The 22,795-nt window shown below is 44.8% G+C and carries 15 protein-coding genes; 14 read left to right on the top strand and 1 reads right to left on the bottom strand.

Translation table 11 applies throughout. The features are described from left to right. Positions 1–212: 212 nt before the first annotated feature. The 14 genes from ABTV53_RS15585 to ABTV53_RS15520 all read left to right on the top strand — a co-directional run bounded on the left by ABTV53_RS15585 (position 213) and on the right by ABTV53_RS15520 (position 21,823). Complete coding sequence (locus ABTV53_RS15585) at positions 213–1,313, top strand: ATP-binding protein (protein WP_433743885.1); 1,101 nt, start codon at positions 213–215, stop codon at positions 1,311–1,313. Continuing rightward, the gene (locus ABTV53_RS15580) at positions 1,301–3,769 is read left to right on the top strand and encodes a DUF5682 family protein (RefSeq protein ID WP_433743882.1); all 2,469 of its coding nucleotides are present in this window, start codon (positions 1,301–1,303) and stop codon (positions 3,767–3,769) included. The genes ABTV53_RS15585 and ABTV53_RS15580 overlap by 13 nt, the downstream gene beginning before the upstream one ends. Then, positions 3,754–4,977 (top strand): VWA domain-containing protein, encoded by a 1,224-nt coding sequence (locus ABTV53_RS15575; RefSeq protein WP_433743880.1) that lies wholly within the window; start codon positions 3,754–3,756, stop codon positions 4,975–4,977. Before ABTV53_RS15580 ends, ABTV53_RS15575 begins: the two co-directional genes overlap by 16 nt. Before the next feature lie 18 nt (positions 4,978–4,995). Continuing rightward, positions 4,996–8,550 carry a DUF4132 domain-containing protein gene (locus tag ABTV53_RS15570; RefSeq protein WP_433743877.1) on the top strand — a complete coding sequence of 1,185 codons (3,555 nt, stop codon included), beginning with the start codon at positions 4,996–4,998 and terminating at the stop codon, positions 8,548–8,550. 4 nt (positions 8,551–8,554) lie between these two features. Next, positions 8,555–10,387 carry a hypothetical protein gene (locus tag ABTV53_RS15565; protein WP_433743874.1) on the top strand — a complete coding sequence of 611 codons (1,833 nt, stop codon included), beginning with the start codon at positions 8,555–8,557 and terminating at the stop codon, positions 10,385–10,387. Further along, the gene (locus tag ABTV53_RS15560) at positions 10,374–10,652 is read left to right on the top strand and encodes a hypothetical protein (RefSeq protein ID WP_433743871.1); all 279 of its coding nucleotides are present in this window, start codon (positions 10,374–10,376) and stop codon (positions 10,650–10,652) included. The genes ABTV53_RS15565 and ABTV53_RS15560 overlap by 14 nt, the downstream gene beginning before the upstream one ends. Before the next feature lie 219 nt (positions 10,653–10,871). Continuing rightward, on the top strand, positions 10,872–11,420 hold the full coding sequence (locus tag ABTV53_RS15555; protein ID WP_433743868.1) for a sigma-70 family RNA polymerase sigma factor: 549 nt from the start codon (positions 10,872–10,874) through the stop codon (positions 11,418–11,420). A 13-nt stretch (positions 11,421–11,433) separates the two neighbouring features. Beyond that, entirely contained in the window at positions 11,434–12,840 is a 1,407-nt protein-coding gene (locus ABTV53_RS15550) for a hypothetical protein (RefSeq protein ID WP_433743865.1), read from the top strand. Positions 12,841–13,014: 174 nt separating this feature from the next. Further along, positions 13,015–15,522: a WG repeat-containing protein gene (locus tag ABTV53_RS15545; protein WP_433743862.1), complete on the top strand. Its 2,508-nt coding sequence runs from the start codon at positions 13,015–13,017 to the stop codon at positions 15,520–15,522. A 419-nt stretch (positions 15,523–15,941) separates the two neighbouring features. Beyond that, complete coding sequence (locus ABTV53_RS15540; RefSeq protein WP_433743859.1) at positions 15,942–17,741, top strand: ABC transporter ATP-binding protein; 1,800 nt, start codon at positions 15,942–15,944, stop codon at positions 17,739–17,741. Next, positions 17,738–19,486, top strand: a complete 1,749-nt coding sequence (locus ABTV53_RS15535) for an ABC transporter ATP-binding protein (RefSeq protein ID WP_433743856.1) — start codon at positions 17,738–17,740, stop codon at positions 19,484–19,486. The genes ABTV53_RS15540 and ABTV53_RS15535 overlap by 4 nt, the downstream gene beginning before the upstream one ends. 83 nt (positions 19,487–19,569) lie before the next feature. Continuing rightward, the gene (locus ABTV53_RS15530; protein ID WP_433743854.1) at positions 19,570–20,532 is read left to right on the top strand and encodes an ABC transporter substrate-binding protein; all 963 of its coding nucleotides are present in this window, start codon (positions 19,570–19,572) and stop codon (positions 20,530–20,532) included. Between the two features lie 134 nt (positions 20,533–20,666). Next, complete coding sequence (locus ABTV53_RS15525) at positions 20,667–21,131, top strand: hypothetical protein (protein WP_433743851.1); 465 nt, start codon at positions 20,667–20,669, stop codon at positions 21,129–21,131. Between the two features lie 293 nt (positions 21,132–21,424). Then, a complete protein-coding gene (locus ABTV53_RS15520; protein ID WP_433743848.1) occupies positions 21,425–21,823 on the top strand; it encodes an RDD family protein in 399 nt (132 codons plus the stop codon). A gap of 515 nt (positions 21,824–22,338) precedes the next feature. Here ABTV53_RS15520 and ABTV53_RS15515 read toward each other — a convergent pair. Next, on the bottom strand, positions 22,339–22,710 hold the full coding sequence (locus tag ABTV53_RS15515; protein ID WP_433743845.1) for a VOC family protein: 372 nt from the start codon (positions 22,708–22,710) through the stop codon (positions 22,339–22,341). Between the last annotated feature and the right edge of the window lie 85 nt (positions 22,711–22,795).

Here is a 22,795-nt window from a genome sequence, read left to right as displayed (position 1 = left end):
TTCGGATTCGAAACCCGTGTGTTGGCACGGCTGTAAGGATATTCACCTTCATATTTGTGCTAGAGGCTATGTCCATGGACTTAGGAAGAGTGCTGATAAGAAGGACGTTTCAACCATTTTTGTCGTTTTACCGGGTGGTTGTTCGAGGGCTGTGATAAAATGATAGGAATAAGAACATACGATCTGTTTATGTGAGAGGAGACACCTTGACGATGGAGATGCTTAAACCACCCGCCGAGACATTATACGAGGTTGAATTACGCGCACTGCGAGAGGAAGATCGGGGGAAACGTCCCCCGAACTGGCTGTTATCTCCCGCCTATGTGCGCGATTTTATTATTGGCAGGGATAAGCCTGCATTATTGAATGGAGAAGAGATCACGATCACCCGCAAATTCTATGGCAATGACGTGTTAATTGAACGTGCAGTAGTTACTCTGGCAGGCAATCGAGGATTAATGCTCGTAGGAGAACCCGGGACAGCCAAAACTATGCTTAGCGAGCTGCTGACTGCTGCAATCTCCGGAACCAGTCTAAATACGATTCAGGGTACAGCAGGCACCACGGAAGATATGATTAAGTATTCCTGGAATTACGCCATGCTGCTTGATAAAGGCCCTTCGGAAGCTGCGCTTGTACCATCGCCGTTATATAACGGAATGAAGAAAGGGATTCTTACCCGTTTTGAAGAGATTACACGTTGTCCCGCCGAAGCGCAGGATAGTCTGATCAGTATTCTCAGTGACAAGGTCATGAGCATTCCCGAACTGGATGGTGGTGTACTGTTTGCCCAGCCAGGATTTAACGTCATTGCTACAGCCAATATTCGGGATAAAGGTGTTAACGAAATGAGCGGTGCATTGAAACGACGCTTCAATTTCGAGACGATCAAGCCCATTCATAACGTGAAGATGGAAGCCAAAATTATTGAATCCCAGGCACGAAGCCTGTTATTACATAGTGGAATTGATATTGAAATTAACCCGGACGTGGTTGAATTGCTGGCTACAACATTTATGGAACTGCGTACCGGCATGACACGGGAAGGATACAAGCTCGACACCCCTCAGGCATCCATGAGTACGGCGGAAGCAGTGTCTGTCTATGTCCAGAGTGCGATGACTTCCTATTATTACGAAGATAAAGCTATTGCACTGGATCGGTTGGTACAGAACATGCTGGGCACCATTGCAAAGGAAAACGACAAGGATCTGTCCATTCTCAAAACCTACTTCTCCAAGGTCGTAAAAGAGCGTTCCAGGGAAGAGGGAATGTGGAAGGACTATTATGAGGAGAGAAAATGGATCGGTTAACAGCGGTACTGGACCCTGATGTTGATCAGTTGCAATCCTTGTTCGAATCCCAGGTGTATAACCTGAGTAATCATACGGTCTATTATCCAATACGACACCATAGTCCTGCATGTTCATATCACTTGTTACGTTTAATCGGAGAGTACAAGCCGGATATCATTCTGATCGAAGGACCAGAGAGCGGTAATCCATTAATTTCGGTACTGAGTGATGAGGCAACCTTACCTCCTGTCAGTCTGTACTACACCTATGAAACTGAACTGGAGAGAGAAGCCTGCTATTATCCGATGCTTCGTTATTCGCCTGAATATGTGGCTTTGAAAGAAGCAAAACGGCTGGACATTCCGGCGAAATTTATTGATCTGGACTATCAATATTTCTCCACTCGTGCATCCAAATCCGGCCAGATAGAACAAAAGGAGATCTCCATTCAAGACGAAACCTTGCTTGCGGGGTCTGATTTCATTAACCGGTTGTGCCAAAAAACAAACTGTCGCAGTTTTGATGAATTGTGGGAAAAGGTGTTTGAGATTGGCGGTCTGGAAAAATCGACCCCGGAGTTCGTACAGGATGTATTCACGTATTGCACGCTTTCCAGAATGTGCTATTCCGCAGAACGATTACACTCTACTGGTGATCTGGCAAGGGAAGCACATATGAGACAACGTATTCAACAAGCTCTACTTGAGCATGACCGTGTGCTTGTCATTACCGGTGGATTTCATACGTATGGACTGTTAGTGCCGGACAAACATGAATCCGACTTGAAACAGTCGAAGATGGATAATCAGCAGGCAGATCAATTTTCAGAGAAACAAGGTAAAACAGGTACGTCTCCACAACGTGCGGTTGAACCAATTACGGTTCACCAACAAATGTACCCGATGGTCTATACCTTTGCTGAAGCAGATCGGCTTAATGGATATGCAAGCGGCATGCCTTATGTGAATTATTACGATCAGATCTGGAACCAGCTGCTTCGCAAAAAGAGTACACCGTATAATCTAACGGCTCTGGACTTGTTATCTCGGCTGATGCGCAAGTTGCGGGACGGTCACGAACATGTATCAACCAGTGATGCGATTGAGGCGTACAGTATGATTCAGGGGCTTGCCAGGCTTCGGGGTAAAAGGGAAGGCGGCGTCTATGAGTTGATGGATGCAGCACTCTCTTCCTTTGTGAAGGGGGAGCTTACCTTGGCTACCGATAAACCGCTGCAAGAGCTGCAGCAGTTATTGACAGGAGACGTCATTGGAAGCGTGGCTCCCAATTCATTCAGTATCCCCATCGTGGAGGATTTCAAAGCGCGTTGTACAGGATACAAACTGCAGATCCGCACAACTGGACAACACAAGAAAGTGTTGGATCTGTATGCGAAACAGGAGCATCGTCAGATCAGCCAATTGATTCAATGTATCACCTATCTGGTTCCGGAATTCGCGAAACGGCAATCGGGGCCAGACTGGATCGCAGAGCGTGACATGAATCTGGTTCGCGAAACCTGGGTTTATATGTACTCTTCCCGCATCGAGGCCAGATTGATTGAGAACTCCCTCTATGGCGGAACGCTTGCTGGAGCAGCCACACGCAAAATGGAAGAACAGATGCAGGAGATCCCGGATCATCATAGCGGTGAACTTGCCCGACTCATGCTTCAAGCACTGCTCATGGGACTTCAAGACACAGCGATGAAGCTCTATGAACAGGTGCGCTCGGCGCTGAGAACTGACGGAAATTTTCTATCCTTATGTAACAGCCTGCAAGTCTTGAACCGAATTCACCAGCACCGCAGGCTGCTGGGATTATCTGAAGAGCAACATCTCCCTGATCTTGTATCCGAAGCGTATAGGAACGCCGTGGACAAGTTGTTACAGCTATCCAGAGCCAATACGGATGAACATGATGCCATTATTCAGGGATTGAAGCTGCTAGCCATGCTCGCGGAGTCATCAGAAGAGTATTTTCAGGATGAGACATTCCGAATGCATCTGAATGAGCTTCTGTCTGATCACCAGCTTCCGGCTCAGCTGGAGGGTGTGTGTGTAGCTATTTCCTCAGGGCTCGGTGACAGGCCCAGGGATGAGATTGTTGATCGTGCTCGCGGGTATATCCATGGTACACCGGATCAGATCCGTCAAACGGCACTTTTTTTACAGGGAGTATTCACTGTAGCACGTGACGCTTTTTTATATGAAGATCAGCTGTTGTCTGAGTTGAATGTTTTGATTGAACAGCTGTCATACGACGACTTCATCAGCATGGTACCGGAATTAAGGCTGGCATTCACCTACTTTACACCAATGGAGACGGGCTTGATTGCTGAGCGGGTGGCGAGTCTGCATCAGGTTGAACCAGAGGAGATGTTAAGGCCTGCGGTTGATGAACAGATGCTGATTCAGTCCAAAGCATTGGACGAAGCGCTTCGAAAGGAGTTTGCCACATGGAAACTAATATGAATGAAGCGAATCGGAGAACGGGCGAAACCAGAGATATCAATGAAAGTTCCAATCCGGATGGAAACAAACGAGGGGATCATTCTTCTGCTGAAACCTTAAATCGCTGGCGTCTGATTCTCGGTGAATCGGCTGAAGAAGGGCTGTGCAATACAGAGCAATATACCTCGGTTGAATTTCAATATACGGAAATCGATGAGATTCTGGGGTATCTCTATAACCGTGAATACGGTGAAGAACAAGGTTACCGAAAAGAGGGAGGACGTGGTGCGTCCAACCTGACTGTACCAAAATGGTTGCACAAGGTGAGGGAGCTATTCCCCAAACCAACGGTAGAAATTTTGGAGAAACAGGCACTCGACCGCTATGGGCTGACCGAATTGTTGACAGACAAAAAGTTGCTTGAATCCCTTGAACCCAACATGAATCTGCTCAAGAACATTATGCAGTTCAAAGGAAGGATGAAAGGTGAGGTGTTAAAGAGCGCCAAGGAGATCGTTAGAACCGTGGTTGAAGAGCTGCGCAGCAAGCTGGAATCTCAGACTCGAGCCAGTATCATGGGTAAGCGCAGTCGCTATACCTCCAGTTCAGTACGATCCTTGCGCAATCTGAATTTCAAACGAACCATCGCCAAGAATTTGAAGAATTATGATAAAAACAAGCGCAGATTTGTGATTGATCGCTTGTACTTCGACGGGAATATACAGCCCCATAACAAGTGGAACATCATCATTGGTGTGGATGAAAGTGGAAGTATGCTGGATTCAGTCATCTACAGTTCAGTAATGGCCAGCATTTTCTATCGCTTGAATGCGCTGCGCACGAAATTATTCATATTTGATACGCAGGTTGTTGATCTGAGCGACAGACTGGAAGACCCCGTAGACGTGCTCATGAATGTACAGCTCGGTGGGGGGACACATATTACCAAGGCGTTGCGTTATGGCGAGACACTGATCGATAATCCGGGCAAAACGATCTTTATTCTGGTCAGTGATCTGGAGGAAGGGTACCCGCTTCCGCAGATGTACAAAGCCTGTAAAGATATCATCGATGCAGGATCTAAGCTACTGGTTCTCACCGCACTCGATTTTAACGGAGATTCAGTCTATAACAAACATGCCGCACAGACATTAACCAATATGGGGGCATATGTAGCAGCAATTACGCCTAACGAACTCGCGGATTGGATTGGCGAGATCATCACTTAATTCAAGGAGGAATGTGCAATGCTTACCGCAGACCGCGCAGTTGAAACTTTGGTGGAGAAATTCGCAGTAACGTGTTCAAACGAGTATTCATTAACAACAGATCGAAGCTCCGAAATTATTGATTATGTCTTGGGAACGACAGACAAGTTCCCGGATATGTTGGGAAATTCGAGTCATTATGTATATCAGACGATTGATCTGCTCATGAAGCTCGCCAAAAAAGATGATGGAGATATCTTTTACCGTGCCGGGGCTATTGTGATATATCTGGAATCCAATTATTCCAAACGAAATTCATTGAGAACGGATGCCTTTACCATCTGTATGGGAAATGACTCAGAAGCTTACGGCTTAAGCGGTAAGAGTAAAAGTTCTGATCGCATGGGCGGGTTGTTGGCCCGGTTGGAGAAGATCAAACAGTTTGCGGGCGAGAACGAAATTTTGGCTGAATTGAAGAGCAAATTAAAACGTGCCCAGTGGCTTTTTGATTCCAAAAAAGCGGACAGTCAGGGGAATTATCGGGATGTCATTAATGCATTAATGCTCCTGCAACTATATTCGAAGTTAAGTGATACCCCTTCTCATGCAGAGGTTGAATCTGCTGCGCAATCGTTGCCAATGTTGTTTCAACATGTGATGGCTAACGATTCAGATAAGTTACGGGATGAGCTACATACATTAATTGAACCTATAGTGGTCAGTAATATTCAAGGGAAGCAAAACGGATCTTCCCAGGAATTGAAGGATGAATTCCTCAAGGAGAAGCGTAGTCAACTCATAGCTGAGATGTACTCCAATACGTCATACTCTTCAAAAGAGCAGTGTTCACACGCTGTATTCCATCAAACGATGGTACTGGTGAGCAGTGCATTGTTGTACCTGATTAATATTAGTGGAGGCAAACAACGGTTCCTTGATGCAAAGAGTGAGATTGGGCATATTTTGCTTCACACCCTGCATCAGTTACATGAGATTTATCCACTTGAAGTTCGGAGTTACTTGCTGAGTATGGACCCAAGAGCAAAGAGTTCCAATGATCTGCTTGTTGGACTTGTGCCACTGGATGAGCCGTATCAGTTGGTTGAAATGTTGCGGGACGAGCTTAATTCGTACACGGTATCCTGGAACATGCTACAATCCGCGATCGCGAATCGTCCTGAACAAGCGATTCGAGCATACGAGATTATCAAACCGCCATTCCTCAAACTTTGCATTCAAAAATTGATGGAGGATCAGGGTTTGGAGTTGCCCAATGCCGAGTGTTCCTTGGAGCAAGCGGTATTCAATGCTCTTCGGCATCCATTGGATGGGGGGCGCCAAGGAATTGCGATTGCAAGATATTTAAGTGGGGAAAACACCCTTGAAGAATATTGGGAGGACCCGAATAGTCGCGGGTTGTTTAATCAACTGAATCGGGATAAGAAGCGTGTTCACAACCTTATTAGTATTAGTTTTCTGCCCTTGGATTCGGAGGCGATGCGCAGATTCGCAATCCTGACCACCCATCCCGATTGGACGCTGGATATTGTCTCAGACATGTACAATTCATACGCGTTTAGTGGAGAGCAGATTCTTCAACGTTATGGGCAAGATCCTGAGGTGAAACGTGAGAAATTGCTAACGAGCCTGATCTCACTCAATGGTATGACTGACTATAGATATAAGGCCATGCCACATGACGAATACCGCCGAATCATTCAGCAGAATCTGGACTATGCACTGACACAGTATAAGAAACTGCCAACGGATACACGCATTTTAATTCTGGAAATCACTTTTGAACAGCGTGATGAGTTAGCGAAGAAACAACTGGCCGAAGCGATTCGTGCCGGATTGCAAGATTCGTCCAAGAAGGCAAATGGCGTGGCGTTAGTCGAATTCAATCGGATACCTGATCAGGACTTGTATACACTCGTATACCTCTCAGAGAAAAAAGCGGGAATCAAAGAGATGGCTTTGACTGCAATTCGCATTCTGGAAAACAGCAAGGAGCTGTATGGTGAGCTTTTGAAGAAAGAGAAGGCAGCCGATTGGAAGAACCTGATTCAAATTCTGCTGGATACCTCAGATCTGAGCCCGGAGTATGCACATGCTGCACTCGCCGATCAGGCAGATAGCAAAAAGCTGTCCAGACTAAGCTGGTTGTCGCTGAAAGATCTCCCTTCCTTGATACGGACAGAAGATAATCAGCCGGTAGATGACCGAATTAAGCTTTATACGCTGGTGCAATCGCTGGATCATACATCTGGTCCCAATGAAAGGTTAAATGAATTACGGGACTACGTAAGTGAGGCATCACTCGCTCGTTTTGCAAGTGAATTGCTTCAGGTCTGGATTCAGGAAGGTGCCCCCGCGAAAGAGAAGTGGGTGATGTATGTTTCAGCACTCTTTGGTGATATTCAGATTGTGAATATTCTGGCTCCGCAAATTAAGGAATGGACAGAAAACAGTCGTGGCGCGATTGCAGCAGATGCTGTAAAAGTGCTCGCTTATCTGAAAGATCCATCCGCTCTTATGGCGATTGACAAAATCAAACGTGGCGTGAAGAACCGTCAGGTGAAAGGTGCAGCAGAAGAAGCATTGCAGCTTGCAGCCGACAATATGGGGCTTACTTCGGAACAATTGGAAGATCGACTTGTCACGACACTTGGTTTTGATGAAAAAGGAACCATGCAGCTGAGTTACGGAGAGCGCTCCTTCCTGATTAAGGTCAATGGAGACCTGCAAGTGGTTGTTCTCAATGAAGAAACAGGCAAATCCGTGAAGAGTCTGCCTGCTCCTGCACAGAAAGACGATGCTGAACTGGCAGCGCAGTCCAAGGCACGTTTTACACAGCTGAAAAAAGATCTCAAATCCATGGTTAACATTCAGGCGCAGCGTCTGGAAGAGTCATTATCCAAGCAACGTCTGTGGTCTGCTGATGAGTGGAAAGCATTGTTTGTACAAAATGTAATCATGCAGAAATTTGCTGTTGGTCTGATCTGGGGAACGTATGAGGATGGCGCTCTGATCAGCACGTTCCGTTATATGGAGGATGGCACCTTCAATTCTGTGGATGAAGACGAGGTTGATCTGCCTTCGGGTGCACAAGTGGGACTGATACACCCGTTGGAACTGGATCAGGTGACGCTTGAAGGTTGGACAACGCAGTTGGAGGATTACGAGATCAAGCAGCCGTTTGAGCAACTGAATCGTGAAATCCATCAGCCTGAAGATGAGGACAAGACCAAGAATGAATATGATCGTCTGCCCGAGTCTGATTTCTCACCAACGTCTTTCCCCAAAGCACTGGAGAAATACGGCTGGATCAAAGGACCGGCACAGGACGGCGGTTGGTATCATGAATTTTATAAAGAGTACGGAGATCTTGTTGCGGAATTGCGATTCAGTGGTACGAGTATTACGTATTACGAGGGGTTGGACGACATTACCCTGGAATCTTTACATTTCTTCAAACCGAATAACAAGCAATATTATTACTATGGGGACAACAAATCCATTGCGCTGGGCAACGTTCCAGGTCGCGTATTCAGTGAAACGATCTATGATATTTTGAGAGCAACGGGGCGTTGATGACGTGAGTGCATTCAAGGAGAAATTCCGGATTTTTTCGAAGCTGTGTACAGAGGATTATCTGATCCGGTACGCTAACAAGGGATTGTACAAAAGGTCTTTGAAAGAGTTGGATAATGGTGTACGTGTAACGTACACATGGAATGCATCATCCGTGAGTTGTCAGCTCAGTGATGGGACACACTGTACGCTTGAGAATACGCTGGATCATTGGGAATGCTCCTGTCCGTCAGAGCATATCTGCAAGCATGTGCTGATCGCCATACTATATGATCAACGAGAGCATTCATCAGAGGATTCGATGAGTGCTGACGATAAGCAACTGTCGGATAAGGACTCAGGGATATCGGATAATGATCCGTTGGACGTATCAAAAGACGTATCAGTAGCAGACTCTGTGTCAAACGTAGTATCAAACATGGATGATCCAGGCGAAGTTCCGCCTGGTGTGTCTCGTGAGATCGATTTGCGTTTCCGCTGGATGACGGAGTCTGATCTGACACCACTGATTAAACCATACAGTTCTTCCATGATAGAGGAAGTTGTTTTCCGACTAAGGTACCCAGAAAAAATTAAGATCATTGAAGATTCACTTCTTACGGTACATCTGACAAGCCAGAATATTGAGGTGTCTTTTACCGAGGAAGCCAGTCTTGCAAAAGCGTTATGTAAGGTGCCGCAGACAGCCGGAAAGATGGCCAAACTGGAAGCTTTGCTACGATATCGTGCACTACAAGGATTGGATGATACGGATGCATTAAGTGGACGGGTATACGAAGCCAAGTTCTCTCTGCAAACGGTGCAGGAATGTCGGGTGATGCTGGCAGGATTGTTGAAGACGGGACTGGCCCGTCTTCCTCAGTCTTATATGGCACAACTGGAGACTTTGGCAATCGCTGCCCACAGTGGCAACCTGCCTGACATAGAACGCAGTTTGCGAGGAATTAAAGGCGAACTACAGTTGTTTTTTAGCAGACATATACGTTTTTCCATGCAATCCATGCTGGATCGGGTAAGCAAGCTGTATCTTGCACTCCAGGTTCTTGAAGAAGAAAAGGTGTCTGTCATTCAGCAGAGTCAGCTCATTGGCAGTTTTCGAAGTAAATACTATACGGTTCCTTCACTTCACCTGTATGGACTGGGAGCTGATGCGTGGGAAACACGATCCGGTTTCCGTGGTATCACTTATTATTTCTATTGTTTCGATGATGAGGGAATATACACCTATAGCGACGTACGTGCTGTATATTATGATGATCAGCAGTTCTCATATACAGAGCATTATGGTGCATTCACACCATGGCTGCCTAATCTGACCTTTCGCCAGTTCGTGGGTGAAGAAGTTCAATTCCATTCCGTTAAAGTGAATGAAGAACGCCGGATATCTTCCGGGGAAGGTGCCAAGCTTGCCATTTTGCCGCGTTCGGGTGTGGAAAAGTTGAATATGGGAAAAATCATGCAAAATGTAACAGCTGTACTTCAAGAGGAATCGCGAACATTTGACTTATTCGCTGCGCCTAGAGAACGACTGGCTGTGATCAAAGTTGCTCGAATCGTGGACCATAACTTTGTCAAACAAACGCAGGAGCTTGTCCTAACGGTTGAGAGTGCCGAAGGAGAACGATTGGCACTCACTCTCCCGTATTCATCGGACTGGCAGACGATGATCCAAAGACTGGAGTCAGGATATGGTTCCCAATCACTTGAACACTTCTATGCCTTTGTGCGGGTGGAACCCAAACGGATCAGACCAATCAGTTTCCTGAAGGGGCAAACGGTGCTCAGTCTGAAACTGGATATCGGGAATGGAAGGATGGGGAGACTTGGAAGAATATAATCAGTTCATGCAGCGTATTATCGGCTGGTCAGAAGAGCTACTCCTGCGTGGGGTATCCCAATTTGCAATCCGAGATATTGAAGTACTTGAGCAGCTCACAGCGGAATCCTTGCGGTTGCAGATGAGTTTCCTGCATGAGTTATTGAATCACGTGATCAAGGAAGGGCGTAGCGTGGCCCTTGGACAAGGTAATGAAGAACTGCTGTTATTTCAGTATTGTCGTCTCACCCAATATGTGCAGCTCAGTGTGCAAGAAGAGGCATGATACTAGTTAGTAACCGCGAAGCTGAGGCGCATGAAGTGATATGACGTATTAAATATGATGTATTATAGAAGATAAGAAGATTTGCAGAAGGCCATAAGGTCACTGCAAATCTTTTTTTATCGTGGAGTAAGTAAAAGTCACTTCTCAAACGAATATAGGTAGGAAGCACGGATCAACACGAGCATTCGTGACTCATATAAGCATGGAAGGGAGGGATATATGATCGTGGAAGAGGAACAGATACGGAAGGCGATTGCGAATGGTGACCCTGAAGCCATGGAATGGGTGATGAACCACTACGCAGGTTTGTTATGGAAGATTGCTCATTCCATCCTACATCATGCATCGACAGAAGAGATTGAAGAATGCGTAGCTGATACATTTTTTGCTTTTTGGCAGAATCCGGATTCATTCCAATCTGGGCGAAGTAGCTTGAAAAATTACCTTGCTACAATCACAAAACATAAAGCGATTGATCGCTACCGGAAACTTAATCGAAGAACTGAGCTTACATATGAAGAGGAGATTCATTCGGTGCAAACGGATGATTTGTTGGTTCAGATGGTCAGTAAAGAGACGTATACGGAACTTAATCACATGATTGAATCTTTTCCAGAACCGGAACGGGAGATTATGAAACGTCGGTTTTATGAAGGACAGAGACCCCATGAGATATCGGAAGCATTGTCCCTACACGTTAGGCAAGTCCATAACAAGCTGTATCGCTCCAGACAACGAATGAGGACATGGTGGATGAACAGGAAATAAAGGAGGCGATCAAATGCGAAAATCCGAAAAAGAATTCACTGAGCAGAACCTCTTTAATATTAAAAAGTTGTTCTATGATAAATTGGCGATGAATGAACTACCAACCGTTACGAGATCAGATTCATCATTTTATCCACCTGTATTATATCCCTCCGCACAGACCAAGAAGTCCATGAATAAAAGAAAAAGGTATCGCAAAGCCATCTATATTCCTGTAACCGCTGCGTTATCGTTATGTCTTGTTACAGGTGTAGCTGCATCGGTGGGCATCATTGACCTGCCTTCTATTCTTCATTTTCTAGGTGCAGATCGGATTGGCATTCTTCAGCCTGTTCATCAGGTGAGTGAAGATCAAGGGATTCGAATGGAGGTTATAGGTGCTGTCAGGGACGGAGATACAACGGAAATCTATGTTTCTTTGTCAGATCTGACGGGTCAACGTATTGACGAGACGCTGGATGTATATGATTACAGGGTCACCGGAGGTAATGCAAACAACGCTCAGATTATTCATTATGATGAAGCTAATAAAACGGCTATTGTCCGATTCCTCATTCAAGGAAAAGTCAGCAAAAATCGAATTACCGTTCAGATCAATACGCTAATGTCAGGTGCATCTCGACAAGATGGTTACAACGTACAAGTAGACTGGGAGCAGTTGTTACAAGAAAAGCAAAACAATAACTATGATATCGTGGATCAAGATCGTATAAGTGGCTTGGGAGGTAAAACCGATTTTCAATTGGAAAATGATCCAATTCCGGTACTGCATCAGGATGTAATGAATGTCCCCGTTTCCGGTATTGATTGGATGCATATTTCCAATATAGGTTTTGTGGAGGGCAAGTTACACATTCAGATTAATCCGAATAATGAGATAGGCGAGTATAATCATGGATATTTCTACTTCACGGATGAGCAAGGTCGAAAGCTCGATATACCTGAATATTCCGTTAGCTATGGACATTATATGAAAGATGGGGTCGAGTATGGAGGAGATTATGAGGAGTTTGTGTATGATCTGTCTGCTGTTGATGATTTAGATAAGTTGAGACTTCAAGGCAGTTTTACGAGTATTAGTGAAATTGTTCAAGGGAATTGGAAAACGACCTTTAACTTGAGTCAAAATGGTTTGAGTAAAACAGGAAACGTTCAGCTTGATGCAAATGGAGCCTCACAGGCAAATGTAACCCTTTCCGTAGTTGGCGTCACGCTTACAGGGGAGGCGCTGAGCAAGATTCGGGTGGAGGACTTGAGTATTGAAGTTCACCTGAAGGATGGTACAAAGTTATCTGGCGCATCCGGTTTCTTCCAGCTGGATCAGGATCTCATTAAGTGGATATCCCTTAAGACCATTCCGGTGAACGATGTGAGCTATCTGCTAATCAATGGAGAGAAAGTAACTTTGCAAGATAGATAATATAAAAAGTGAAACAAAGAATCGGGGGATAAGTGCAATCAGAAGGTTGTTCTGTCATCGGAGTGGTACGTGTGAATATTCTTTAGTTCAACTTATATAAAATGAATTACATGTCATATCCCGATTTATGACGCATACCATTAGGCGAATGCGGTCATAAGGGAGGAATCTGAGATGTCCATGAGCGAACCGCTGTTAACGCAGATTGTGAATCAACATATTCCGGCTGGTGCAACGGTCGTCACTATTGATAAACCTGTTCAACATCCAGCGATCTATGCGGCAGATCTTACCGGTGACAGTATGCCGGAGATTGCGGCAGTTTACCAGTTGAATGGTGAGCTGTATTTGCTCATTCTGAAATTTGTTCAAGGGCATTGGATTAAGATGGCACTAATTAAGGGATTGGGGTATGGGGTGACTTTAATGACAGCAGCCCCTGTAACTTCAACGGCAAGGAACAATCTCATCATCGGTTGGCGGATCGGTTCAATCTGGTCTAAGCTTGCCGTATATGAGTGGACTGAATCAGGGCTCAAAGATTTGGCACCTGACGATCTATACTATAGCTATGCAGAGATTATAGATATGCCTGGTTCGCATGGCCGAGATGGCAAGGTGGAGATTGCACTCTGGATACATGATACAGGTGAAGCCTATCGTGTAGAGATTATCCGATGGCAGAATGGGAAATGGGTTCCTGCACCGGACGTATATGCAACCTATTATCCCAAAGTTGTGCAATATTACGAGCAACTAACCCAGCAATATCCTGATTATATCTTTTACTGGTATTACCTTGCGGATGCTCAGTACCATGCAGGTCAGTATCCGGCAGCACTCATTTCAGTTCAGAAGGCACTCAGCTTTCCGGAAGCGTATCCTTCCAGAGAGGTACTACAGGAACTCGAAAAGAAAATTAAGCAGGCGATGGTCCCTATAAGTCATGCCCGGGTAACGACATGGTTATATCCAATCTCCGTTCGAACCACGAGTGGGACGCGTTGGGGGTATATGGATGCCCATGGCCAGATTCGACTTGAACCGGTTCTGGATGACGCGCAAGAGTTTCAGCCCAATGGATTGGCTGTGGTTGTGAAGGATGGTCGTGCCGGCGTTATTAATCTTCAGGGGCAGTATGTCGTTCAGCCTGTATACGATTCCATCAATTCCTTTTCCGAAGAACGGGCGATAACCATTGATTCTCAAGGATTTAAGATGATTAATGAACAAGGTACAGTCCTGACCAGACGGGCATACCCGTATATCTCGAATATGCAGGACGGCCGAGCGTTGTTTTACGATTCAAACCCTGGTCAGGCAGATGGATCGGTGAGTCTGTATGGTTATCTGGATGCGTCGGGCAATGAGGTGATTCCGGCACAGTTCGCTTCGGCGAATGATTTTCAAGATGGCAAAGCGGTTGTGCAGATCAAAGACAATGAATATGCGCTTATTAATCGCAATGGACATCGGCTCGCGACGTATTCATATGCCTATGTTGGACCACTAGGGGATGGACTGCTCGCTTTTCAAAAAGAAGCATCGGGCAAATATGGGTACATTGACGAACGGGGTAATATCCGCATTCAGCCCAAATTTTCATCGGCATTTCCTTTTAGCGGCGGGCAAGCGATTGTCAATACAGCGGAGGATTACAAATCGAACTATGGTGTCATTAATACGCAAGGATCGTTTATCATTCAACCCGCGTATAATGACATCCGCGAACTAGGCGAGCATCGTTATGCGCTGGGGCAAGCCATTAATCCGGAGCAGCCGTATATTGGCTCTGTATACGCGATTGCAGATACCAATGGCAGAAGGCTTACGGAGTTCATATATCGCCAAGTAGGCAATTACAAAAACGGCCTTGCTTCCGCATCGGATGGAAGACAGACCTATCTGCTGGATCTGAGTGGAAGACCTGCCGATGGGTATCCCCATGTAGAAGGTTCGGGTACGCTGGAGGTCGTAGCACCAGATCTGATTAAGGCCTATGTAGACCAGCGCTTATCTTATGTGAACCGGGCAGGACAGATCATCTGGCGGCAAAATACAATCGTTCCGCTTCATCCACCGTACCGTGTACGCGAAGAGAAATACAAGCCGAACAGGGACTATCTCGTATATTATCCGCAGGTGGAGGGATTAACGAACCAAGCGGAGCAGCTAGCGCTGAATGCCAAATTGAAGCAACTCTCGGAGGTTAAACCGATCCCTGCCGATCAGCAGCTGGATTACACGTATACAGGGGATTTTGACATTACGTTCTATCAGCAGCAATTGTTGCAGCTGCAACTCACAGGTTATAATTACCCGGCGGGTGCAGCACATGGTATGCCTACGATGATCTATGCGATCATTAATCTGACGAATGGTCAGTTGTATGAGCTGAAGGATTTATTTAAACCGAATAGTGACTACGTAAAAGTGTTAAGCCAGATTGTGGGGGATCAGATCAAAAATGATCCTCAATACTCGTATGTGTTTCCGGACACTTACACGGGCATTAGTGCGGATCAGCCGTTTTTTGTCACCGCGGATGCGCTGCATCTTTACTTCAATCCATATGATATCGCACCCTATGCGGCAGGGTTTCCAACGTTTACGATTCCTTTTGTCCAGATCAAGGATATCATTAATACAGAAGGTTCATTCTGGAAAGCTTTTCATAGTTGATTGAGGGTACAGCCAACATTTTAACAAAAATATATGCTAAGGACGTTAACAAGCAAAGACAGCGAATTTTTCCTGCTTTAAGCAAATGTCTGCTAATACTTAGCGTATAAAACAGTCAAAATGTTGGCGCTACCCCATATAGCCCGCTCACAACCTAATGCAGATGCAAGAAGATTTTTATCTTTTCACTATTCCCTTCACATATTTATCCATACTAAATGGGAAATATTACGGGAGTTACAGATCAAAGAAGTCATATTTATCTATACAAGTAAAAACGATTTCTCCAACAATAATCCGTAAAGAGGTATTATTGCTCCGTGAAGAGGTAGTGATCATTCAGGGCTCTATGAGATATTAAAGTGCAAATATAGCACTTTGTTATATTGAGAATGATTATTAATATCAGGAGGAGTGAGATGAACAACACATCTGAAGTGTCCGGACTAATGCAAGTAACGAAGGAGCGTAAAGGTCTGCTGATCACAGCAAGTATCTTCTCGACCCTGTCGAGTCTGGTGCAAATTGTTCCTTTTATCGGGGTGTACAAGATCGTCGAAGAACTGCTAACTCATTCGGGTCAACCCTCTGCCATCGACAGGGATCTGTTGATCTATTGGGGGATCGTCGCATTGGTAGCCCTGATCGCAGGGCTTATTACGCTCTATATCGGGGGGATGTGTTCACACATCGCTGCGTTTAACATTTTGTACCGGCTCAGAGTAAGACTTGCGGAACATGTTGCCAAAGTACCCATGGGGTATCACACCCGGACGGCAACCGGTGAGCTGAAGAAGATCATCGAAGTCAGTGTGGAGAAAATCGAGAAATTTATCGCTCATCAGTTGCCGGATCTGGTAAGTGCGATTGTCATCCCACTGATGCTGCTGGGTTACTTGTTTTGGCTCGATTATCGCATGGCGCTGGCGCTATTGGTTCCAATTGGAATCGGGTTTTGGCTCCAAAGTCGCCTCTTCCGCAGCGAACGAGGTCGTCAGGCTTATCGTGATTTTCAGCTTGCCATTGAAGAGATGAATGCGACGGGTGTTGAATACGTGAGAGGTATGCCTGCGGTGAAAGTATTTGGGATTACAGCCGATTCATTTCTGACGTTCAAACAGGCGGTAACGCGATATCGGGATATTTCGTTGAAAATAACAGATTTGTGTAAAACATCCTACGGGCTGTTTTTTGTGATCATGATCTCGTTATTTACCTTCATTGTTCCGGTGGGTATTCTGCTGTCGAGTGGAAATGTGGGCAATCAGTCGTTTGCGATTACGTTTATTCTGTTTCTAATCATTACCCCGAGTCTATCTGCTCCGTTATTGAAGTTAATGTATCTGGGTAGTGGGATGCGCGAGATTGTGGAAGGACAGAAACGGATTGAATCGGTGTTTGCCGAGCCGGTTGTACAAGAACCTGAGTTGCCCAAAGTTCCCGATACATATGAGGTTGCTTTTCGGCAGGTATCTTTTGCTTATGAACCAAAGGAGAGCGAAGCGTATAAACCTGTGCTTGATCAGATTGATTTTGTAGCGAACGCAGGAGAGATGACTGCACTTGTCGGACCTTCGGGTGGGGGGAAGTCAACCATTGCGAATCTATTGCTTCGTTTCTGGGATGTACAGAAAGGTGAGATTACGATTGGTGGGATTCCGATTCAGGAGATGGGGACGGAGAAACTGATGGATACCGTGTCCTTTGTATTTCAGGATGTACATCTGTTCTACGATACGATTGAAGAAAATATTCGGATGGGCAATACATCGGCTTCACTACAGGACGTTATAGCTGCGGCGCGAACAGCCTGCTGTCATGAGTTTATCGAGAAACTGGAGGCCGGATATGACACCAAAATCGGAGAAGGCGGCACGTATCTGTCCGGCGGTGAAGCACAGCGAATTGCGATTGCACGGGCATTGCTCAAAAATGCTCCCATTCTGGTTCTGGATGAGGCGACAGCCTACGCGGATGCAGAGAATGAGCACAAGATCCAGCAAGGTCTGGCCCAATTGGTTCAAGGCAAAACGGTACTGATTATTGCTCATCGTCTAACAACGATTCGTGCAGCAGAGCAAATTCTCGTGATCCAAAAGGGAACGATTGCCGAGCGTGGCACACATGATCAATTGCGTACATTAGGCGGCGTATATGAGCACATGTGGCAAGCCCATATCAGTGCGGCTTCCTGGAAGCTTGGAGGTGCAGTACGATGAGGAATTATTTATACAATATATCTGGCGGTAACCCTCGTAGTCTGCTTCCTTCGGTCATTGCAGCGATTCTGGACGGGATTGCAAAGATCGTTCCTGCGGCGTTGCTTGTGGACATATTTAATACAATCTATAAGTCTTTCGCTGATCCGGACAAAGGACTGGATATCAACCGAATGTGGATTGTATGCAGCATCCTGTTTGCCTGGCTTCTGGTGGAATATGCGGTTTATGCATCACTCTATGACAAGACCTATCGGGCAGCATACAGCTTCGCGGCCTCAGGAAGGTTGAAATTGGCCGAACATATTCGCCATCTGTCGTTAGGATTTTTCGGAAAACGTGATCCTGGGGATCTGACGAATCTAATCTTGAGTGATTATGGTCAGGTCGAGCATACGATCTCTCACAATCTGTCGCAGCTGATCAGCGCAATTGTGCTTCCTGTACTTGCTTTTGGCGGACTTCTGTTGGTGGATTGGAAAATGGCCGTAGCCATGTTTGTTGCGGTTCCCTTTGGTGTGGCGCTGTTATGGCTTACGGATTCCATTCAGGCACGACTGAGTGAGAACCATGTTCGAGCCAAAAACGAAGCCGCCAGTCGGCTGCAGGAATACCTGAGTGGTATTCGTGAGATTAAGGCCCATAATATGGGGGGCAAACGTTTTGAACGGCTGCGGCGTTCTTTTGACGAATTGAAATCTGCTTCCATTCGGTTGGAAGGCATTATGGGACCGATGATCATGGGCTCGATGTTGCTTGCACGATCAGGGATGACGTGGATGATTCTGGTGGGCAGTTATTTGCTTGCAGGCGGTGAGTTGTCGTTACCGGTATTTCTGTTATTTTTGCTGGTAGGTACGAAGGTATTTGAACCGTTGACGGTTGTACTGATGAGTTATGGGGAGATGCGGTACTCCGCGTATAGTGCGAGACGTATTATGGATTTGCAGCAGGAAGACCCGATGGCAGGCAAGGGAGATATACAGCCTAATCAGGCCATTTCGTTCGACCAGGTGACCTTTGGATATGACGCTCAGCAGCCGGTGTTGAAAGACTTGTCCTTTACGATTGAGCCGCATACGATTACTGCGCTGGTTGGCCCATCCGGTAGTGGTAAGAGTACAGTCACACGTCTCATTGCGCGCTTCTGGGATGTACAGCAAGGAACGATTCGCATTGGTGGCAGCCCCGTTGATCAGATGGACCCGGAGAAGCTGTTACAGGATATCTCTGTGGTCTTCCAGGACGTGTATTTGTTCCAGGATACGATCGGCAACAACATCCGGGTAGGAAAGAAAGACGCTACGCAATTCGAGATTGAAGAAGCAGCATGCAGAGCTTGTTGTCATGAGTTTATCTCCAGTCTGCCTCAGGGGTACGATACGCTCGTTGGCGAGGGTGGATCGACGTTATCTGGTGGAGAGAAACAGCGTATCTCCATTGCACGTGCCTTGTTGAAAAATGCATCGATCGTATTGCTCGACGAAGCCACCGCTTCACTTGATCCGGAGAACGAAGCCGCAGTGCAGCAAGCGATTAATGAGCTAGTCGCGGACAAGACGGTTATTTTGATTGCACACCGATTAAAGACCATTCAAAATGCCGATCAGATCCTTGTATTGGACCAAGGTCAGCTTGTAGAGCAGGGAACTCATGCGCAATTGCTAAATTACTCAGGCATCTACGCTCGGCTGTGGCAATTACAACAGGATGCTGAAGGCTGGCAGGTAAAAGTAAACGGATAATGAGTTCGATGAGATAGATAAAGTAACTGAAGCAAATAAGCCTCATGTGGCTAATGAGCTGACATAAAAGGAGAATGACAACGATGTTTAAACGAATTCCTGTATGGATTGCACTATGTTGTATGCTTACCTTGGCGGCTTGTGGAACGACTCAGGCCACCAGCGAAGAGACTAGCTCCTCAGAGGGAACGACACAAGCGACAACTAAAGTGATTACCAATCCGAATGGAGAAGAGATTACGATCCCTTTGAATCCAGAGCGCATTGTTGATCTATCTGGTTCTACAGAAGAGCTGTTGATCATTGGGAAAACACCTGTGGCAACGATGAGCGCGGATTATGGCAACCCAGAGGAACTCACACCAACCATTAAGGAGCAGCTTGGTTCAGATACAGTAAATCTGGGTTGGTATGGTTTCCCTTTTAGCATTGAAGCAATAGCAGGAGCGAATCCGGACCTGATTATTCTGGGAAAGGATTTTAACACGGATCAGTATGAAACCTTATCCAAAATTGCGCCTACGATTGCATTGCCGTATTCCTACTATGATTGGAGAGAACGCCTGACATTCTTGGCAGATACGTTTGGAGAAGAAAGCAAGAAAGATGAATATCTGGTCAAATATGATGCGAAATCTGCAGAGTGGAAACAAAAGCTTGAGGCTGCTGTAAACGGGGAATCCTTTGCGGTAATTGAGACATATCCAAACAATCTGGTTATCTATTCCAATAAAGGTGCAGCTGAGATGTTGTACGGTGAATGGGGCCTGAAGCGCACAGAGGGTATCCCAGATCCAGAGGGCTGGGGTGGTAAACAGATCGCGCTGGAAGCTCTAGTTACCGTAAATCCGGATCGTCTGTTGTTGATGGAGAATAGTGAGAACAAGATGATAGACAGCAAGGTGTGGAATAACATGAACGCCGTAAAGAACGGCAAGATCTACAAAATTTCCAATGTCGATAACTACAACTATTCCTACACAGCCATGGGAAGAATGGAGCTTATGGACCGCCTGGGTACGATGATTCTGGAAGGTCAGAAGTAGTCGTTGGATTAGAGAAATTCACGATAGATTAACTTTTAACAGAACCTACCGGAGGCCTATGTGTAATTGTGTAATTTTTTCGAAATCATGTAACTTGATCGGTTCTGGCTACGTTTAGACATTGGGGTGATCTGATGTTGGTGAACGCGGTTCAACGATACATGGTATTAGGAATTATATTTATCGGGATAAGCTTAACGGCATATGTCGTTCTTGAAAGGATTGAAGGGTACCAAATTACAACGACAGAGTATTACGGCTTACGAAATCTAGGGGGCCTGATCTATATTTTGTCTCTCATCCTGGGTTTTGGTCACTATTTACTCGCTTTTTATGTTGTTATTTTAATTCCGATCTCATGGCTGCTGTGGAAATATGTGTGTTCTTTTATGGCGAGGATTTTCATATATAGGGTTGGGTTTGGATGGGGCGGGCTGTGGGTTTTTGATCTCATGTACAATCCATATTTCGTGAATGGATACCATCTGAACCGAATGACATCGATATGGATATTTGCGATCGCCGGTTTAGTCTATGCCATTGTGGAGAATAAGATTTGGCGAAGAGGGCAGAATCAGAACGAACAGAAGGCTACTTAACAACTGTTAAGTAGCCTTCTTAGTTTACATAATTATTATTTTGTTTACATCGGGGGACTCAGAAAGTAAATACAATATTTTAGAAAGGATTATGTAAGATAAATTAATTCGATAGTTTGTTATAAAATTCACAAAGGAAGCGAGAAAAAAGAAATAGAGAGTTATATCTTAAATAGGTAAAATTTTCTGTTATACTATTTGAGTTGTGTACATAAAGTTAGATATTTTAATGAAGGGAGTTCAGGAAGTAATTTAGAAATTTAGTTTAAAATTGTAGTTTGGAGGAAAACATTTTGTATAAAGCAGGTTTTTGGATTAGATTAGCAGCAAACGTATTGGATAGTCTTATTATTTCAATTCCGTTAGTTATTATTGCAGGTGTGCTTACGGGTAATTTTGATACGGATGAGCCAATCGCCAAACTACTTAGTGCGTTATATTCAATTTTATTACCAGTTTACTGGTATGGCCGAACCATTGGAAAACGTATATGTGGAATTCGAATCCGTAAATACGATACACACGAACCGCCAAAAATTAGTACGATGCTAATGCGAGTTGTTGTGGCTGGACTTGTGTATGTAATAACTTTGGGTATCGGAATTATTGTGAGTGCTTTTATGGTTGGTTTGCGTGAGGATCGACGTGCGATTCACGATTTTATTGCAGGAACAGAAGTAGTCTGGGATTAAACGATTAAACTCGGAGAGTTAGCTGTACAGGGGTGAAAAATCACTGTGCAGCTTTTAAATCATTATTACTGTTTCACAAAACTCGTATTTTGTACATATGTATGGCTAATTAATTACCGCACTGAATCCTCCTTTAACTAACTTGTACCGATAAATATAAAAGCCGCTAAAATAGCGGCTTCAATGAGGCGAAGGAAAATATGTAGGCTTTTTTTAGAAGATCAAACATACTAGATTTGCAAAACAAGATACCGTCTTCTATTTACCCCTTTGTGTATGGATTAGTCTCACTTTTTGGATAGCCGCATTTATTTGAGGCTTCCCCTAGCAAGCCTTATGCCCAATTATCCATCCGTATTCTCTGTAACGACTATAATTTTTGCTTACCTCTCGGTGGTAATGAACCTGTTTAACAACAAATTTTTAGCTTGAGAACACACTGAGCAAAATGACTAAACTAGTTACGGACACGGTGAAGCCCGTTAAAGAAATAAGGTGATTTATTAATTACAATCCTACCAGTGTACTTGAAGTTTATTACCATTTGGGTCATAAAAGTGGAAAAAGGTATGGCCATTATCTTCTTTTATATCTTCTACCTTAACTTGATTATCAATTAAGTGTTGATGAAATTTAGATAATTCTGGACTGGTAAAGCCAATGCTAAACTCTTGTTTATTATCAATTGTAAAATGTGCAAATGTTTCATCTTTGGTAGGAACTAAGATAAGTAAGAAAGGTCCTTCATTTATCTTTAATATTGCAAGTTCCTCAGTATCGTTTAGTAACTTAAGCCCTAATACATCTCTATACCATTGTGAAGACAGTTCTAAATCTTTTACAGGAATTCTAATATAATGTACTTGTTCAATAAATGATTTACTCATTGTTTTCTCTCCTTTATTTATTCCGGTATACTATATAGTTCCCTTTAATAAATACCAGTTCCTTCCCCGATTATTGATTTAATCT

Origin of the sequence: Paenibacillus amylolyticus, from assembly GCF_050990605.1 — a bacterium.
In the GTDB taxonomy this organism is placed as follows: Bacteria; Bacillota; Bacilli; order Paenibacillales; family Paenibacillaceae; genus Paenibacillus; species Paenibacillus amylolyticus_H.
The sequence above is the reverse complement of the archived record's forward strand: the minus strand, read 5'-3'. Positions and strand labels throughout refer to the sequence as shown.